Origin of the sequence: Microbacterium luticocti DSM 19459 (genome assembly GCF_000422405.1) — a bacterium.
GTDB lineage: Bacteria > Actinomycetota > Actinomycetes > Actinomycetales > Microbacteriaceae > Microbacterium > Microbacterium luticocti.
Map to the genome: position 1 here is coordinate 376,253 of NZ_AULS01000001.1, position 17,899 is coordinate 394,151.

The window sequence follows — 17,899 nt, forward strand, 5'->3', positions numbered from 1 at the left end:
CTCACATACAGCCTATCCCGCGCCCTGGCACACTGAGACATCAGCCAAAGGATGCGGCCGTCAGCTGGATGATCGGAACGAAAGCAGACGATCGGCCGCGGCCTGCACCCGATCGTCGGGGGCGGTCAACGACAGTCGCACGTGCTGCGGAAAGTGCGGCCCGTAGAAGTGTCCCGGCCCGGCGAGGATGCCCGCATCAGCCAGACGGTCCAGGCTCTGCCATGCGTCCCGCCCCTCGGTGGCCCACAGATACAGTCCCGCCTGGCTGCCGTCGATGCGGAAACCGGCGTGTTCGAGGGCGGGTTTCAGGATGCCTCGGCGTCGGCGGTAGCGCTGCTTCTGCGCGGCCACGTGCGTATCGTCGCGCAGTGCGGCGATCATGGCGGACTGCACGGGCGCCGGCACCATCAGCCCCAGGTGCTTGCGGGCCGTGGTCAGCCGTGCCACCAGCGCGGCGTCGCCGGCCAGGAACGCGGCGCGGTAGCCGGCGAGGTTCGACTGCTTGCTCAGCGAGTACACCGACAGCACACCGGATGCCTCACCCTGCAGCACCTGTGGATCCAGCACCGACGGGATCGGCCGCGCGTCCCAGGGCGCGTCCCACCCCAGCTCGGCGTAGCATTCGTCGCCGGCGACGACGGCCCCGAGCTCGCGGGCGCGGGCCACCGCCTCGCGCAGGGACGGCACATCGAGCACCCGCCCGTCGGGGTTGCCGGGACTGTTCAGCCACACCAGCCGGGTGGCATCGGGCCAGGCGGCGGGGTCGTCGGCGGCCACCGGCGACGCACCGACCAGGCGCGCTCCCACCTCGTAGGTGGGGTACGCGGCGCGCGGGTGCACGACGACGTCCCCCGGGCCGAGCCCGAGCAGCAGCGGCAGCAGGGCGACGAGCTCTTTCGACCCGACGGTGGGCAGCACCTGCTCCGGCTGCAGACCGGGCACCCCGCGACGGCGGGCGTACCAGCCGGCGATCGCCTCACGCAGCGCGGGGGTGCCGATCGTCTGCGGGTAGGCGTGGGCGTCGGTGGCCTCACGCAGGGCACGACGGACCACCTCGGGGGTGGCATCCACCGGCGAACCGACCGACAGGTCGACGATCCCGTCCGGGTGCGCGCGGGCGCGGGCGGCGTAGGGCGCCACCGCGTCCCACGGGTAGTCGGCGAGGTCGGCGACGCCCACGTCAGGTGCCCTGCGGGGGCAGTGCGGCCACGATCGGGTGGTCCTTGTGGATCACGCCGACCTTCGCGGCGCCGCCGGGCGAACCGAGGTCGTCGAAGAACTCGACGTTGACCTTGTAGTAGTCCGCCCATTCCTCGGGCAGGTCGTCTTCGTAGTAGATGGCCTCGACCGGGCACACCGGCTCGCAGGCACCGCAGTCCACGCACTCGTCGGGGTGGATGTACAGTGACCGGTCCCCCTCGTAGATGCAGTCCACCGGGCACTCGTCGACACAGGCTCGGTCTTTCACATCCACGCACGGCAGGGCGATCACATACGTCACCCGGCCAGTCTAGTTGTCCGCCTCCGGGTGAGGGCGCGCCAGGTTCGGCCACGCGACCGCGAGCGTCGCGACCAGGGCGACCCCGATCTGCCACACGATTCCGATGTTCACCCCGGCCCACTCCCCCAGCGGACCGCCCGGCATGACCACCGAGCCGCCGGGCCCGGAACCCGAGAACATCACGGTGACCGCCAGGGCGCCCACCCCGGCCGCCAGTGCGCTCCACCGGTCGCCGGTCAGGGTGCGCACGGCCGTGAGCATCGCGGCAAGGCCGATCAGCGCGAGCAGCAGACCGACCGGCACCGGGCCCAGCAGGTACGCGTGCGCGAACGTGCCCGCGGTGCCGTACACGGCCCCGACCACGAGGGCGACCAGCCAGGTCAGCAGACGCGACAGCGGGGAACTCACCGGCTCAGTCTACGCACGCCGGTGCCACGCCACGCCGCGCCGCCCCGCGCCACGCCCCACGGCTACGCACGCCGCTCAGCTCGCCCAGCCCCACAGTCGCAGGAGCGCTGCCACGAGCGCCGCAGCGGCCACCACGACCAGGAACGGCGCGCGCAGCAGCAGGAGACCTGCGGCCACCAGCACGGCGGGCACGCGGGCGTCGACGGTGATCGCCTGCCCGACGCCGAGGGTCTGCACGGCAACCAGTGCCGCAAGCAGCGCGACGGTGAGCAGGTCGGCGATGCGCGCTGGGCGGGGGGCCTGCATCACCGCGGCGGGTACGAGATAGCCGAGCGTCTTGAGCGCGACGCAGATCACGGCCGCCAGCAGTACGGCGTTCCACAAGGTCACGGCAGTCCCTCCCGTTCCGGCACATCGTCGGGTTCGGCGGGCGGACGCTCGTCGCGGCCCAGCCAGTTGACCCACCCCACCACGATGGCCACGACCGCCGCGACCAGCACCGGCATCCCGGGCATCAGCGCGGGGGTGAGCACGGCGGCGACCGCGGCGGCGGCGATGCCCACCGCGATGGCCTGGCGGCGGCGCAGTCGCGGCCACAGCAGGGCGAGGAACGCGGCGGCGGCCGCGGCATCCAACCCGTACGCCTTGGGATCGCCGAGCACGTCGCCCAGCAGCGCACCGGCGAGCGTGGTGAGGTTCCAGCCCAGGTAGATCCCCAGGCCGGTCACCCAGAACCCGAGCAGCTGTGCCCGCCGGGTGCGCTGGCCGAGGGCCACGGCCGTGGACTCGTCGATGGTCAGATGCGCGGCGGCGGCGCGCCGCCAGAACCCGGGCCCGACCACCGGCGACATGCGCATGCCGTAGGCGATGTTGCGCACGCCCAGCAGCGCGGCCGAGGCGATCGCGGCCGGCGCGGCGGCCAGTCCCCCGCCACCGATCACGCCGATGAAGGCGTACTGCGATCCGCCGGTGAACATGACCAGGCTCAGCACGCACGCCTGCCACACGTCGAGTCCGGATGCCGTCGCCAGCGCGCCGAACGAGACGCCGTACGCACTCGTGGCCACGGCCACCCCGAGCGCGTCGCGCACCGCCGCGCGGTGGGCCGCGGCATCCATCCCGTCGTTCACGGTGTGAGCCTACCGGCGCACGGGCCGCTCTCCCGTCCGAGCAGGTCCCGCGCCTGCGCGCGACGGCGCATCACCGCCGCGAGGGCACATCGACCTCGCGCGGCACATCATCCCGCGGGCGGGTCGATGCGCGGTCGGCGACATCGTACGAGCCCGCCGGGTGGGGCGGGGGTCAGGCGTTCGCGTCCTGGCGCTTCAGTCGCGCGGTGGCGCGGGCGCGGTCGTGCGCGTCGAGCACGACCTTGCGGATGCGGACGGTCTCAGGCGTGACCTCGACGCATTCGTCGTCGCGGGCGAACTCCAGGCTCTCTTCGAGCGACAGCGTGCGCGGCGGCGTCATCGACTCGAACGTGTCGGCCGTCGACGAGCGCATGTTCGTGAGCTTCTTCTCCTTGGTGATGTTCACGTCCATGTCGTCGTTGCGGGAGTTCTCGCCGATGACCATGCCCTCGTACACCTCGTCACCGGGCTTGACGAAGAACGACATCCGCTCCTGCAACGCGATGATCGCGAACGGCGTGACCACACCCGAGCGGTCGGCGACGATCGAGCCGTTCTGGCGGGTCACGATCTGACCGGCCCAGTCCTCGTACCCGGCGGCGATGGCGTTGGCGATGCCGGTGCCGCGGGTGGTGGTGAGGAACTCGGTGCGGAAGCCGATCAGGCCGCGGGAGGGAACGATGAACTCCATCCGCACCCAGCCGGTGCCGTGGTTGGTCATCGTCTCCATGCGCCCCTTGCGCAGCGCCAGCAGCTGGGTGATCGCTCCCAGGTACTCCTCCGGCGCGTCGATGGTGAGGTGTTCGAACGGCTCCTGCAGCTGGCCGCGCTCGTTGCGCCGGGTGACCACCTGCGGCTTGCCGACGGTCAGCTCGAAGCCCTCGCGACGCATGTTCTCGACGAGGATCGCCAGCGCCAGTTCGCCACGGCCCTGCACCTCCCAGGCGTCGGGCCGGCCGATGTCGAGCACCTTCAGCGACACGTTGCCGATCAGTTCCTTCTCGAGCCGGTCCTTCACCATGCGCGCGGTGAGCTTGTGCCCCTTGACCTTGCCGGCCAGCGGCGAGGTGTTGGTGCCGATCGTCATCGAGATCGCCGGGTCGTCGACGTGGATCGCCGGCAGCGGCCGCACGTCGTCGGGGTCGGCGATGGTCTCGCCGATCGTGATGTCTTCGAAGCCCGCGATCGCCACGATGTCGCCGGGTCCGGCCTCGTCGGCGGGGTAGCGCTCGAGGGCGCGGGTCTTCAGCAGCTCGGTGACGCGCGCGTTGGCGTGCGAGCCGTCGTGCCGCACCCAGGCGACGGTCTGCCCCTTGCGCAGGGTGCCGTTGAACACCCGCAGCAGGGCGAGCCGGCCGAGGAACGGCGACGAGTCGAGGTTCGTCACCCAGGCCTGAAGCGGCGCCTCGTCGTCGTATGCCGGCGCCGGCACATGCTGCAGGATGGCCTCGAACAGCGGCTCGAGGTCGTCATTGTCGGGCAGCGCACCGTTCGCGGGCCGGGTGCGGGATGCCGCACCCGCCCGTCCGGACGCGTACACCACCGGCACGTCGAGCAGGGCATCCACGTCCAGGTCGGGCACGTCGTCGACCAGGTCCGAGGCCAGCCCCAGCAGCAGGTCGTGCGCCTCTTCCTCGACCTCGGCGATCCGGGCGTCGGGGCGGTCGGTCTTGTTCACGAGCAGGATGACGGGAAGCTTCGCCTCGAGCGCCTTGCGCAGCACGAACCGGGTCTGCGGCAGCGGACCCTCCGAGGCGTCCACCAGCAGCACCACCCCGTCGACCATCGACAGTCCGCGCTCCACCTCACCGCCGAAGTCGGCGTGACCGGGGGTGTCGATGACGTTGATGGTCACCGGCACGTCGGTGTGCGCGCCGTTGTAGGTGATCGCCGTGTTCTTGGCGAGGATCGTGATGCCCTTCTCGCGCTCCAGGTCGTTGGAGTCCATCGCCCGCTCCTCGACGTGCGCGTGCTCGCCGAACGATCCGGTCTGGCGCAGCATCGCGTCGACGAGGGTGGTCTTTCCGTGGTCGACGTGCGCGACGATGGCGACGTTGCGCAGGTCTGAGCGGTGTGCAATGGACATGGCCGAAGGGCACCTTTCGGTGGGAACAAGAGAGGAAGTGGATGCAGGGCCCTGTCCTCAGGCGAGGGTCACGACATGGCGGGGCACGCGGAAGGGCGCCCGTCCCGCAACCGATTCTAACGGTGCGGGGCGGGCGCCCCGGTCAGCAGGCGCTCAGGCGCCGTGACTCACTTGGTGAAGCCGACCTGCGTCCAGTCGACCGACATGAACGTCGCCGGGCCGTAGTTGGCCAGGTTCTTGTCCACGACGGTGACGTTCGGGTACGGGTAGATCGGCAGGAACGGCACGTAGCCGGCGATGACGTTGTTGATGTCGTCGGCCAGCTTCAGCCGCTTCTCGGGGTCGAGCTCCGCGTTGGCCTGCTTCCACAGGTCGCCGAGCTTCTCGTCCGTGATGAACGCGTAGTTCTGGCCGGCGTCGCCCGGCTTCATGGCCGGGTAGAACAGCGACTCGCTCGAGCTGATCGGGAACAGCGTGCCCTGCCAGCCGAACGTGGCCATCTCGTACTTGCCGTTCTGGATGTTGTCGAAGTAATCCGCGCTCGGCACCTCGTCGAGGGTGACGGGGATGTCGATCTTCTTCAGCGACGCCTGGATCTGCTGGGCACGAAGCTCGTTCGACTTGGTGCCCTGCGGCACGACGATCGACAGCTTCAGGTCCTTGCCGTCCTTGCTCCACTTGCCGTCGGCGTTCTTCCAACCGCTGGCCTCGAGGTCCTTCTTGGCGGCGTCGAGGTCATAGGGAAGCTTGGCCTCCACCGTGTCCTCGTAGCCCTTCTGGCCCGGCATGAAGATCCAGTTGCCGTCCGTGGTCGCCTTCACACCCAGCGGCTCGTTTGCCGACTTCGCGATGATGTTGCGGTCGATCGCCTGGGCGATCGCCTTGCGCACGTTCACGTCGTCCAGCGGAGCCTGCAGGCCGTTGAAGGTCACCTGCGCGTAGGTCACACCACCGGAGTTGAGCGCCTTGGCGCCCGACTTCTTCAGCGCGGCGGTGTAGGTGTCGACGTCCGCGGCGTCCACCGCGTTGATCTCGTTGTTCGCGAAGGCCTGTGCCTGCGACGCCTGGTCGATGACGGTCCAGGTGATCTTGTCGAGCTTCGGCTTGTCACCCCACCACTTCGGGTTCGGCGTCTCGGTGTAGATCTTCGCGTTGTTGTCGATCTTCGACATGATGTACGGGCCGTTGGACGGCATCGGCTTCGTGGTGTAGCTGGCCCACTTGGCCGGGTCGCTGGCGATGTCGGCCTTCACGGGCGCGGTGCCCAGCAGCGCCTGCCAGTCGGCGTACGGCGAGTCGAAGGTGAACTTGAACTCGTAGTCGCTGACGACCTCGAACTTCGACACCAGGTCGTAGCCGGCCGACGAGGCGATGTTGAACTTGTCGTTCTTGCCGGAAAGGGCGGCGAACGTCGCCTCGTAGTCCTTCGCGGTCAGCGGCGTGCCGTCTTCCCAGACCGCCTTGTCGTTGAGCTTGACATCGACCGTCTGGGGCGAGTCGCTCTCGAGCTTGATGTCGGTCGCGTAGTTGGGGTCGATCTCGACCGCGCCGTCCTTGGTGGCCTTGTAGGGCGCACCCATCAGCGGGGCCTGCATCGCGACGACGGGAACGTTGGCACCCTGGGTGGTGTTGATGTTCCAGTTGCCCTCGTCGGTACCCGACGACTCGACGGCGAGGCTCAGCGTGCCGCCCTGCTGCAGGTCGGAGGCCGGGACCGGCGTCCATCCCACGAGCGGAAGCTGCGGAGGCTCGCTGCTGGTGGGCTTCGCGTTGGGCTGCGCGCAGCCGGCCAGCGCGAGCCCGGCAGCGCTGAGCACAGCGACAGCCGCGAGTGCTGTGGTTCTGCGGTTCATGTGCTTCCTCTTCTTCTGTGTGTCCCGCCGTATCGACGGGGTCCTGTGATCGTCAGCCGACGACCAGGGTGTTGCGGTCGACGTGGTGACATGCCACCAGGTCGCCGTCATGATCGGTGAGTTCGGGATCCTGCGCATCGCACAGCGCACGCTGCGGTTCGTCCAGGATCTTGTACAACGGACACCGGGTGCGGAACCGGCATCCGTCGATCCGCTCGGCGGGGCTGGGCAGGTCGCCCTGCAGCAGCACCCGCTCGCGGGTGCGCTCGATCGCCGGGTCGGGGATCGGTGCCGCCGACATCAACGCCTGCGTGTACGGGTGTTTGGGCGTGTCGAACACCTGGCCGATCTCGCCGTACTCCACGATCCTGCCCAGGTACATCACCGCGACGTCGTCGGCGATCTGGCGGACCACCGCGAGGTCGTGGGCGACGAAGATGAGCGACAGACCGAGCTTGTCACGCAGATCCTGCAGCAGGTTGATCACACCTGCCTGGATCGACACGTCCAGCGCCGACACCGGCTCGTCGAGCACGAGGATCTTCGGATCGGTGGCCAGCCCCCGGGCGATGCCGATGCGCTGGCGCTGACCGCCCGAGAACTCGTGCGGGTAGCGGTCGAGCATCGATGGGTCCAGCCCGACAAGGTCCAGCAGCTCGGCGACGCGCTCGTTGCGCTTGTCACGCGGTACGCCCTGGGCCAGCAGCGGCTCGCCGACGACATCGGCGATCGGCAGGCGCGGGTCGACGGCGGCGGCCGGGTCCTGGAACACGATCTGGATCTCGCTGCGCAGCGCACGGCGGGAGTGCTTGCTGAGCGTCGCCACATCGTGCCCGACCACCTGGATCGATCCCGACTGCGGCTTGATCAGCTCCATCAGCTCCAGGATGGTGGTCGTCTTGCCGCATCCGGACTCCCCCACGATAGCGAGGGTGCGGCCGGGCTTGAGCTCGAACGACACGCCGTCCACCGCACGCACCGTGCCCACCTGGCGGCGGAACACGCCGCCCTTCATCAGCGGGAAGTGCTTGACGAGGTCCTGCACGACCAGCACGGGGGCGGCGTCGGCCGGCATCTGACGGGCGGTCAGGGCCGCCGGGCGCGGGAAGATCTCAGGGCGGGTGAGTTCTCCCGCGATGATCTCGCCCGACCGGTGACACGCCGACAGGTGGCCGTCGGGGCCGCCGTGCTCGACCAGCGCCGGCTCTTCGGTGCGGCACACGTCGATGGCGGCGGGGCAGCGCGCCGCGAACGGGCAGCCCTTGGGCAGGTTGGCCAGCGACGGAGGACGGCCCTCGAGCGGCACCAGCCGGGCGGTGCCGGCGGTGCGGATGTTCGGCACCGAGCGCAGCAGACCGATCGTGTAGGGCATCACCGGTTCGGTGAACACCTGGTCGACGGTGCCGTTCTCGACGAGCTTGCCGGCGTACATCACGGCGACCCGGTCGGCCTGACCGGCCACCACACCCAGGTCGTGGGTGATGAGCGAGACGGCGGCGCCGGTGAGCTCCTTGGCCTTCTGCAGCACCTCGAGGATCTGCGCCTGGATGGTCACGTCCAGTGCGGTGGTGGGCTCGTCGGCGATGATCAGGCGCGGGTCGTTGGCGATCGCCATCGCGATCATGGCCCGCTGCCGCATGCCGCCGGAGTACTCGTGCGGGAACGCCAGGGCGCGCCGTGACGGGTCGGGGATGCCGACGATCTTGAGCAGTTCGACCGAACGCGCGGCCGCCGCCTGCTTGCTGAGGCGGTGGTCGTGCAGGCGCAACGCCTCACTGATCTGGTCGCCCACCGTGTAGACCGGGGTCAGTGCCGACAGCGGGTCCTGGAAGACCATCGCGATCTCGCTGCCGCGGATGCGCGAGAGCTGCCGGTCGTCCATCGCCAGCAGCGACGTGCCGTTGTAGAGGATCTCTCCGGTGACCACGGCGGTGTCGGGCAGCAGGCCCATCACCGCCAGCGATGAGACGGACTTGCCCGAACCCGACTCGCCGACGATGCCGAGGAACTCGCCCTCGTCGATGGTGTAGCTGATGTCGCGTACCGCGCGTACGTCACCGGACCGCTGCGGGAAGGTGACCGAGAGGTTGCGCACTTCGAGCAGGGGCGCCTTCGCGCGCACGGGCGCGGCGTCCGGCTGCGGCTGGATGAGGGTCTCAGGCACGGTTCACTCCCGACGTCGGGTCGATGGCATCCCGCAGCGCGTCGCCGACGAGGCTGATGGCCAGAAGCAGCAGGATCAGCGTGCCGGCCGGGAACAGGAACAGCCACGGCCGCGTGGTGGCGGCCGACTGCCCGTTCGCGATCAGGGTGCCCAGCGACACCGCCGGCGGCTGCACGCCGAACCCGAAGAAGCTCAGGCTCGTCTCGGCGAGGATCATCGCGGCGATGCCGAGCGTCGCGTCGATGATCAGCAGCGAGGCGACGTTCGGGATGATGTGGCGGCGCACCACCGACCAGGTGCCGAAGCCCATGTAGCGGGCGCCCTTGACGAACTCGCGTTCGCGCAGGGATCGGGTCTGGTTGCGGATCACCTGCGCCATGATCATCCAGCCGGTCACGGCGAGGAAGACCATCATCACCACCCAGCTGCCGTGCGTGAACGGGTACAGCAGGATCAGGATGAAGAAGGCCGGCAGCACCAACAGCAGGTCGATGAACCAGGCGATGACCTTGTCACCCCAGCCGCCGACGTAGCCGGCGATCGACCCGAGCACACCCGCGATGATCGTCGCGGCGGGGCCGGCGACCAGGCCGATGATGAGGGACTTCTGCAGACCCGAGACGATCTGCGCATACAGGTCGTGGCCGAGGATGTCGGTGCCGAACCAGTGCAGGATCGTCGGCGGGTAGTTCATGTTGTCGACGTCCTGGTCGGTGGGCGACCACGCCGTCAGGAAGTGGCCGAAGATGGCCCACAGGATGAAGAACGCCACGACGCTGCCGCCGATCCAGAAGCGCGGCGTGTGCTGCAGGCGGCGCCAGATGACGCGGCCGCGCGAGGCGGGCTTGACCGCGAGCGTCGCGGTGACCGGCTCGGGCTCGGTGGGGGGAAGGTCGGACTGACTGAGCAGTTCCATGTCGGGCATTGCCATGTCAGCGCCTCACTCTCGGGTCCAGGGCCGCATAGAGCACTTCGGACAACGTCGACGAACACAGGATCAGGATGGCCACGAACAGCGTCGAGCCGGCGACCGCATTGATGTCCTGCTGCTGGATGGACTGGATGGCCAGCTCGCCCATGCCGTGCCAGCTGAACACGACCTCCAGCATCGTCGAGCCGGTGACGAGCAGACCGAAGCTGTAGGCGAAGAACGTCGACATCGGGATGAGCGCGATGCGCACGCCGTGTCGCACCAGTGCTGACCCGCGGGTGCGGCCCTTCGAGCGTGCGGTGCGGATGTAGTCGGCGCCGAGCACATCGAGCATGGCGTTGCGCTGGTAGCGGCTGTACGAGGCCGCCCCGGCGATCGCCAGCACCAGGGTGGGGAGCGCGGCGTGCGATATCCGGTCGCCGAACGCCCCCCAGAAGTCGTCGGGCGCGTTGGCCGAGTACTGTCCGCTGAAGTTGATGAGCTGGAACCCGAGCGCCTGGTTGAGGTAGGTGGCGAGGATCATCAGCAGGATGCCCATGACGAACACCGGCGTCGCGAACACGATGTACGAGGCGACCGTGACGATCTGGTCGCTGAGCTTGTACTGCCGCACCGCGCCCCACACGCCCAGCACCACGCCGAGCACGGCGCCGAGGATCGACCCCACCAGCAGCAGCTGCAGGCTCACTCCGGCGCGCACGGCGAGCTGCTCGGTGACCGGGTGGTTGCCGACGGTCAGGCCGAGGTCGCCGTGGAAGATGTTCGTGAACCACGTCCAGGTGCGCTCGATGAGCGGGACCTTCGGGTTCACCCCCCAGGCGTCCAGCAGCTGGTCGATGGATGACTGCGGCGGGCGTGGATGCCGGTTCTCGAACTGCCACACCGGGTTCAGACCGGTGCTGGCCAGCACATACGCCAGCGATGAGGCCACGGCGGTCAGGATCAGGTAGTTGATGATCCGGCGGACGATGTACAGCGTCACGGGCGCCACCCCGCATCCTGCTCAGCGCCGATCGGGCAGCCTGGGCCCCCGAGGCGGACGGTGTCTTCTTTGGTCACGGTCGTGAACGGTTTCCTTGCTCGTCGAGCGCCGACTTGTGATCGACGACGATGTCGATGCCGATTGGTGTTCGGCGCCGGCCCCGCGGGGGTGCCGGCGTCCACTCTAATGGACTTCTGGCGTTTCCCTCGCTTTCACATGAATTCTTTATCGGGGTGTTAGCAGTGCAACCTGCTCACAGCACCACGGCCAGCAGCGCGCAGACCGCACAGACGACGCCGATCAGCACCGCCGGAACGTCCCATCCCCGCCTCACCGCGCCCGGCTCTCGCACCGGTGCGTCCTGCCAGGCGCCGCGGACCGCTTGCAGTGCGCCGTCGACCCCAGGCGTGCGCCGCACGCCGGCACCTGTGGGCTGCCGGCCCGGCGTGTCGGTCGCGGTGATCTGCTTCGCAGGCGTCGGCGGTGTGACATCCGTGTCGCCGTGCGTGCTGCGCGCACCCGCACGAGGGGCGAACGGGCTCCCCCAACACTCCACCGCGTGCCCGTCGTCGAGCACGATGCGCAGCTGTGCCCGGCGCTCGACGTCGGCGACCCGCCCCCAGGGCACGCGCACCCAGCGCAGCAGGTTGTGCGCGGTGACGGCCTCGGCGTCGAGCCGGATGCTCATCCGCACCAGGAACACCCATGCGCACCACAGCACGAACAGCAGAATCGCGCCGGCGCGCAGCGCCAACACTATGCGCCCGCGCAGCGCCGCGTCACCGACGAAGATCACCGCGATGCCCACCAGTGCCCAGAACGCGATCTGCGACGAGAGGGCACGCAGCACGAGCGGCCGTTCGTGCGAGGGGCGCGGCGTCATGCCGGTCCCCCGGTGACGACGAGGGCGACGACGGCCCAGACCACGAGCACCGCCAGTGCCACCAGCGCCGGCACGTCCCAGCCGGAGCCCACGCGGCGGCCCGATGCCGTGGCATCCGCCCCCGGATCGACCCGATCGCGTGCGGAGTCGAACGCGCGCACGATCGCGTCGTACTGTGCCCGCACCCCTTCCGGGGTCTGGTCGCGTGTTCCCGGACGCCTGCCGCCACGACCCTGCAACGGGCCGCCGAGGGCGCGCACCCGCGCACCCGACGCGGTGGTGACCTCGACCTGCCACGGCCACTGGATGTCGGTGACCTCGGCCCACGGCATCCGCACCACCCGCAGCAGGTTCTGCACGGTCACGCCGTCGTCGTCGATCGCCAGGTGCGAGGCGAACGCCGACACGTACACGCCCCACAGCGCCAGCAGCGGCCACGGCGCCAGCAGCAACGCGTCGCCCAGGCCCGCCCGTACGACCGCGTCCCCGAGCAGGTACAGCACCACCAGCGCCGAGATGCCCAGGATCGGGATGGCGGACCCGGGGCGGAACACGTGCCGCCCCGGATCACGGGCCATCAGCGCGCCCCACCGCCCAGTGGGATGGACGCGCCGGGGATCGCATCGAGCAGACGCTGCGTGTACTCCTCGGACGGGTTGGCGAAGATCTCGTCGACCGTCCCCTGCTCGACCACGCGTCCCTTCTCCATCACGCACACCTCGTCGGCGACCACGCGCACCACGGCGAGGTCGTGCGTGATGAACAGGTAGGTGAGATCGAGCTCGTTCTGCAGCTCGGCCAGCAGGGTCAGGATCTGATCCTGCACCAGCACGTCCAGCGCCGACACCGCTTCGTCGAGCACCACGATGTCGGGTTTGAGCGCGAGCGCCCGCGCGATGGCGACGCGCTGGCGCTGCCCGCCCGACAGCTCGTTCGGGTAACGTCCGGCCAGCTCCTGCGGCAGCGACACCTGCTCGAGCAGCTCGCGCACCCGGTCGCGCCGCGACGCACGGTCGCCGACGTTGTGGATCTCGAGCGGCTCGGCGATGGTGTTGCCGATGTTGCGCAGCGGGTCGAGCGATCCGTACGGGTCCTGGAACACCGGCTGCATGCGCCGACGCAGACCGAACACGTCACGGTTCGAGAGCCGCGCGATGTCCTTTCCGCCGATCTCGATGGCACCCGAGGTGGGATCCTCGATCTTGAGCACCATCTTCGCGACCGTCGACTTGCCCGAACCGGACTCGCCCACCAGCGCGAGCGTCTTGCCCTTCGGGATGTCGAAGGTCACCGCATCCACCGCACGGAACGGCACCGAACCGAACCCACCGGTACGGATCTTGTAGTCCTTGGTGAGGTCGCGCACGCGCACCGCGGGGACGTCGTTGACATCCTCGAGGTGCTCGATGCCGCGGCGCTCGGCACGGGCCTGGATGCGCTGCGAGGCGATGCTCGGCGCGGCGGCCACCAGACGCTGCGTGTACGGATGCATCGGGTTCTCGAGGATCTCGCGGCTGGGACCGGCCTCGACGATGACGCCCTGCTGCATGACCACGATCTTCTCGGCGCGCTCGGCCGCCAGGCCCAGGTCGTGGGTGATCAGCAGCACCGAGGTGCCCTTCTCGCGGGTCAGGCTCGCCATGTGGTCGAGGATCACCCGCTGCACCGTGACATCGAGCGCACTGGTGGGCTCGTCGGCGATCAGCAGCTTCGGGTCGGCGGCCAGACCGATGCCGATCAGCGCGCGCTGGCGCATGCCGCCCGAGAACTGGTGCGGGTACTGGTGCAGCCGGCGCTCGGCGTCGGCCAGGCCCGCCTGCTTGAGCACCTCGATCGTGCGCTGCTTGATCGCGTGCCGACCGTGGGCGATGCCGTTGGCGCGCACCGCCTCTTTGACCTGGAAGCCGATCGACCACACCGGGTTGAGGTTCGACATCGGGTCCTGCGGCACGTAGCCGATCTCGCGGCCGCGCACCCGCTCCATCTCGCTGCGCCCGAGCGTGGTCAGCTCGCGGCCGTCGAGGGTGATGCTGCCGGCGGTGACGTGACCGGTGCCCGGCAGCAGGTTCACGATCGCCGAGGCGGTCGTGGACTTGCCCGATCCGGACTCCCCCACGATCGCGAGCGTCTCGCCGGGGTAGATCTCCAGGCTCACTCCGTGGAGCACCTCGCGCTCGGTGCCCTGGCTGCGGAACGCCACCCGCAGGTCGCGGATGCTCAGCAGCGGCGTCTGCACGGTCTCGCTCATCGCTGAGCCCTCGCTCTCGGGTCGAGGGCGTCGCGGATCAGCTCGCCCAGCATGATGAACGCCAGCACCGTGACGGTCAGGAAGATCGACGGGTAGATCAGCGACATCGGCGCGACCCGGATGGAGGTCTGCGCGGCGCTGATCTCGGTGCCCCACGAGATGACCTCGTCGCCGAGGCCGACGCCCAGGAACGCCAGGGTGGCCTCGGCGACGATCGCCGCGGCCAGGCTCAGCGTCGACACCACCAGCAGCGGGGCGATCGCGTTCGGGATCACGTGCGAGACGAGCGTGCCCACCTTCGACTTGCCCAGCGCACGCGATGCGGTCACGAAGTCGGACTGGCGCACCCGCAGCACTTCGGCGCGCACGACGCGTGCCGTGGATGCCCACGCGAACCCACCGATCGCGACCGACAGGGTCAGCACGTTGCGGTACTCGGCGAACACGGTCATCACGACCACGGCGGCCAGGATGTAGGGGATCGAGAAGAAGATGTCGCCCACGCGCGAGAGCACGGAGTCGAGCCATCCGCCGTAGAAGCCCGCCAACGCGCCCATGATCAGACCGATCACCGATCCGATCAGGGTGGCCAGCAGCCCCACCGACACCGACACGCGGGTGCCCCACACGATGCGTGCGTAGATGTCGCAGCCCTGGAACGTGAAACCGAGGGGATGCCCGGGGGCCGGGCCCGCATTGGAGTTGTCGAGCAGGCAGCCGTGGTCGGGCGAGGTGTGCGTGAACAGCGTCGGCCAGAACGACATCAGCGCGACCACGAACACGATCAGCAGCGAGATCCAGAACGTCGGACGCTTGCGGATGTCGTGCCAGGCGTCACGCCACAGGTTGGACGGTTTTGCCGCCACCTTGACCGCGTCGACGGTGATGGTCGTGGTGTCGGCGGGGGCGACGTAGTGCGTCGCGGTGGAATCACTTGACATAGCGGATCCTCGGGTCCAGCAGCCCGTACAGCAGGTCGACGAGCAGGTTCACGAGTACGTAGAGGATGACGAACACGGTCACGAACGAGACGATCGTCGGCCCCTCGTGACGGATGGTGGCCTGGAACAGCGTGTTGCCCACCCCGGGGATGTTGAACACCGCCTCGGTGACGGTCGCCCCCACCAGCAGCACGCCGAAGTTCGTGGCCGAGTTCGTGATCATCGGGATCAGCGAGTTGCGCAGCACGTGCACGGGCAGCACGCGTCCGCGGGGCAGCCCCTTGGAGTAGGCGGTGCGCACCCAGTCCTGGTTCAGCGTGTCGATGACCGAGCCGCGCATCAGCCGCATACTCGTGGCGAACAGGCTCACGCCGAGCACGATCGCAGGTAGCCACAATCCGTTCCAGCCGTTGTCGGCACCCACCGTGGGTTTGAACCACCCGAGCTTGATGGCCAGGAAGTACTGGGCGACGAAGCCGAGCACGAACACCGGGATCGACAGGAAGATGAGGCCGGCGATGAGGGCCGCGTTGTCGAACAGCTTGCCCTTGCGCAGTGCCGAGACGGTGCCGACGATGATCGACAGCGTGAACTCGATGGCGATCGACATGACCGCCAGTCGCGCGGTGACCGGCAGCGTGCGGGCCAGCACTTCGTTGACCGACTGGCCCGAGAAGGTCGTGCCCATGTCACCGCGGAAGATGCCGGTGATGTAGTACCAGTACTGCACGATGAACGGGTCGTCGAGGTGGTACTGGGCGCGCAGTTCGTTCAGCAGCGCGTCACTGGGCTGCTTGTCGCCGAACAGCGCGGCGATGGGGTCGCCGGGCATGGCGAACACCAGGAAATAGATGAGCAGCGTCGCTCCGATGAACACCGGAATCAGCTGCAACAGGCGTCTCACGATGTACGCGAGCATGCGCCCTCCCTTCGGGTACAGGGATGCCTCGGGCCGTGCCGCGGGCAACGACGGCGAGCATCGTGTGCTGCCGACATCCTCCCGCGAAATCCCGCCGACCGCGAGTCGAGGATGGCACGCCGCGAGGCGGTGACGTGATCGTCACCGCCTCGCGGTGTGGATCCCTCGGGCGGTCAGCCCTTGGTGATCTCGTAGTACAGCGGAACCGAGTTCCAGCCGAAGGTGACGTTCTTCACGTTCTCGGCGTAGCCACCGGTCACGTTCGAGTACCACAGCGGAATGGCGGGCAGGTCCTGGAACAGGATCTCCTGCGCCTTCTGGTAGTCTTCGATGGCCTTGGCCGGGTCGGGCTGGGCCGCACCCTGCGCGAGCAACGCGTCGAAGTCCTTGTTCGAGTAGTCGCTGTCGTTCGAGCTGGCGCCGGTCGAGTACAGCGGCTGCAGGAAGTTGTACATGCCGGGGTAGTCGGCCTGCCAACCGGTGCGGAACGCCGTCTTGATCTTGCGGTCGTTGACGTCCTGGCGCAGCGTGGCGAAGTCGACGTACGACTTGCCCGACGCGTCGATGCCCAGCGTGTTCTTGATCGAGTTGCTCACCGCGTCGACCCACTCCTTGTGGCCGCCGTCGGCGTTGTACGCGATCTGGAAGGTGCCGCTCCACTTGGAGATGGCGTCAGCCTGGGCCCAGAGGTCCTTGGCCTTCTCGGGGTCGTACTTGAGCACCTCGGAGCCGGGGATCGAGTCCGACCAGCCGTTGATGACCGGCGAGGTGAAGTCGCTGGCAGGGGTGCGCGTCTTGTTGAAGATCTTGTCCGTGATCTGCTCACGGTTGATCGCCATCGAGATCGCTTCCTTGCGCAGCTGACCTTCCTTGCCGGTGAAGTGCTCGGCGTTGCCCGGGATGGTGAACGACTGGAAGATCGCCGCCGGCTGGTTGACCGCACGGTCGCCCAGGGTCGACTCGAAGGTCGCGAAGGCCGAGGCCGGGATCGCGTCCAGCACGTCGAGGTCGTTCGACTGCAGGTCGGCGTAGGCCGCGTCCTGCGAGGCGTAGAACTTGATGGTCAGGCCACCGTTGTGGGCCTGACGGCCACCGGTGTACTGGTCGTTCTTGACCAGGTCGATCTGCACGTCGTGCTGCCAGGCGGTGTCGCTGGCGAGCTTGTACGGGCCGTTGCCGATCGGGTGCTCACCGAACGACTTCATGTCGTCGAACGCGACGTCGGGCAGCGGGTAGAAGGCCGAGTAGCCCAGGCGCTGCGACCAGTCGGCCGCGACCGGGCTGTTCAGCTTCACCGTGAAGGTGTAGTCGTCGACCTTCTTCAGACCGGTCAGCTCCGAGTCCTTCGTGTCGCTGAAGCCGTCGATGTCGGCGAACCACGACTGGTTCAGCTGCTTGTTCGAGAACTTCGCGCCGTACTGCCAGGCCTTGATGAAGCTGTCGGCGGTCAGTTCCTGACCGTTGGTGAACTTCTCGCCCTTCTTCAGCTTGATGGTCACGTTCGACGGGTCGTCGACCGTGATCGATTCGGCCATGTCGTTGACGAGCTTGCCCTTGGCGTCGTAGTACGCCAGGCCCGCGAAGATCGAGTCCAGGATCTTGCCGCCGCCGACCTCGTTGGTGTTGGTCGGGATGAGCGGGTTCTCCGGCTCGGAGCCATTGGCGGTGATGATCGCCGTGGAGTCGCCTCCGGCGTTCGTCTTGCCGTTGTCGCCCGAGTTGCCGCCGCCGCCCGCGCAACCGCTGAGGGCGATGGCGCCCACAGTCAGCAGAGCGAGAGACGCGAGGGCGAGCTTCGTACGCTTCACGTGTCCTCCAGTGAAAGGGATTTGACCGCGCGATCGGGTGCGCAT

16 protein-coding genes are annotated in these 17,899 nt (G+C 68.6%); all 16 read right to left on the minus strand.

The window, feature by feature from the left end:
• Nucleotides 1–60 precede the first annotated feature (60 nt).
• A complete protein-coding gene (gene dapC / locus H577_RS0101895; protein ID WP_029144512.1) occupies nt 61–1,179 on the minus strand; it encodes a succinyldiaminopimelate transaminase in 1,119 nt (372 codons plus the stop codon).
• 1 nt (nt 1,180) lies between these two features.
• Nucleotides 1,181–1,501 (minus strand): ferredoxin, encoded by a 321-nt coding sequence (gene fdxA / locus H577_RS0101900; protein WP_029144513.1) that lies wholly within the window; start codon nt 1,499–1,501, stop codon nt 1,181–1,183.
• Between the two features lie 9 nt (nt 1,502–1,510).
• Nucleotides 1,511–1,909 (minus strand): DUF6113 family protein, encoded by a 399-nt coding sequence (locus H577_RS0101905; RefSeq protein ID WP_029144514.1) that lies wholly within the window; start codon nt 1,907–1,909, stop codon nt 1,511–1,513.
• 75 nt (nt 1,910–1,984) lie between these two features.
• Nucleotides 1,985–2,299, minus strand: coding sequence for an AzlD domain-containing protein (locus H577_RS0101910; RefSeq protein WP_029144515.1), 315 nt, complete (start codon nt 2,297–2,299; stop codon nt 1,985–1,987).
• A complete protein-coding gene (locus H577_RS0101915; protein WP_029144516.1) occupies nt 2,296–3,027 on the minus strand; it encodes an AzlC family ABC transporter permease in 732 nt (243 codons plus the stop codon). The genes H577_RS0101910 and H577_RS0101915 overlap by 4 nt, the downstream gene beginning before the upstream one ends.
• Nucleotides 3,028–3,211: 184 nt before the next feature.
• Nucleotides 3,212–5,125, minus strand: a complete 1,914-nt coding sequence (typA, locus tag H577_RS0101920; protein WP_029144517.1) for a translational GTPase TypA — start codon at nt 5,123–5,125, stop codon at nt 3,212–3,214.
• A gap of 167 nt (nt 5,126–5,292) precedes the next feature.
• Nucleotides 5,293–6,978, minus strand: coding sequence for an ABC transporter family substrate-binding protein (locus H577_RS0101925; protein WP_029144518.1), 1,686 nt, complete (start codon nt 6,976–6,978; stop codon nt 5,293–5,295).
• 52 nt (nt 6,979–7,030) lie between these two features.
• Complete coding sequence (locus H577_RS0101930; RefSeq protein WP_029144519.1) at nt 7,031–9,142, minus strand: ABC transporter ATP-binding protein; 2,112 nt, start codon at nt 9,140–9,142, stop codon at nt 7,031–7,033.
• The gene (locus H577_RS0101935) at nt 9,135–10,073 is read right to left on the minus strand and encodes an ABC transporter permease (protein ID WP_245570309.1); all 939 of its coding nucleotides are present in this window, start codon (nt 10,071–10,073) and stop codon (nt 9,135–9,137) included. The genes H577_RS0101930 and H577_RS0101935 overlap by 8 nt, the downstream gene beginning before the upstream one ends.
• 1 nt (nt 10,074) lies before the next feature.
• Complete coding sequence (locus tag H577_RS0101940) at nt 10,075–11,055, minus strand: ABC transporter permease (RefSeq protein WP_029144521.1); 981 nt, start codon at nt 11,053–11,055, stop codon at nt 10,075–10,077.
• 253 nt (nt 11,056–11,308) lie between these two features.
• The gene (locus H577_RS0101945) at nt 11,309–11,938 is read right to left on the minus strand and encodes a hypothetical protein (RefSeq protein WP_156876523.1); all 630 of its coding nucleotides are present in this window, start codon (nt 11,936–11,938) and stop codon (nt 11,309–11,311) included.
• A complete protein-coding gene (locus H577_RS14755) occupies nt 11,935–12,516 on the minus strand; it encodes a PH domain-containing protein (protein WP_051191608.1) in 582 nt (193 codons plus the stop codon). The genes H577_RS0101945 and H577_RS14755 overlap by 4 nt, the downstream gene beginning before the upstream one ends.
• Nucleotides 12,516–14,186 (minus strand): dipeptide ABC transporter ATP-binding protein, encoded by a 1,671-nt coding sequence (locus H577_RS0101955; RefSeq protein ID WP_029144523.1) that lies wholly within the window; start codon nt 14,184–14,186, stop codon nt 12,516–12,518. Before H577_RS0101955 ends, H577_RS14755 begins: the two co-directional genes overlap by 1 nt.
• Nucleotides 14,183–15,127, minus strand: a complete 945-nt coding sequence (locus H577_RS0101960; protein WP_029144524.1) for an ABC transporter permease — start codon at nt 15,125–15,127, stop codon at nt 14,183–14,185. Before H577_RS0101960 ends, H577_RS0101955 begins: the two co-directional genes overlap by 4 nt.
• Nucleotides 15,117–16,046, minus strand: a complete 930-nt coding sequence (locus tag H577_RS0101965) for an ABC transporter permease (protein ID WP_029144525.1) — start codon at nt 16,044–16,046, stop codon at nt 15,117–15,119. The genes H577_RS0101960 and H577_RS0101965 overlap by 11 nt, the downstream gene beginning before the upstream one ends.
• Nucleotides 16,047–16,219: 173 nt before the next feature.
• Nucleotides 16,220–17,854 (minus strand): peptide ABC transporter substrate-binding protein, encoded by a 1,635-nt coding sequence (locus H577_RS0101970; protein WP_029144526.1) that lies wholly within the window; start codon nt 17,852–17,854, stop codon nt 16,220–16,222.
• Between the last annotated feature and the right edge of the window lie 45 nt (nt 17,855–17,899).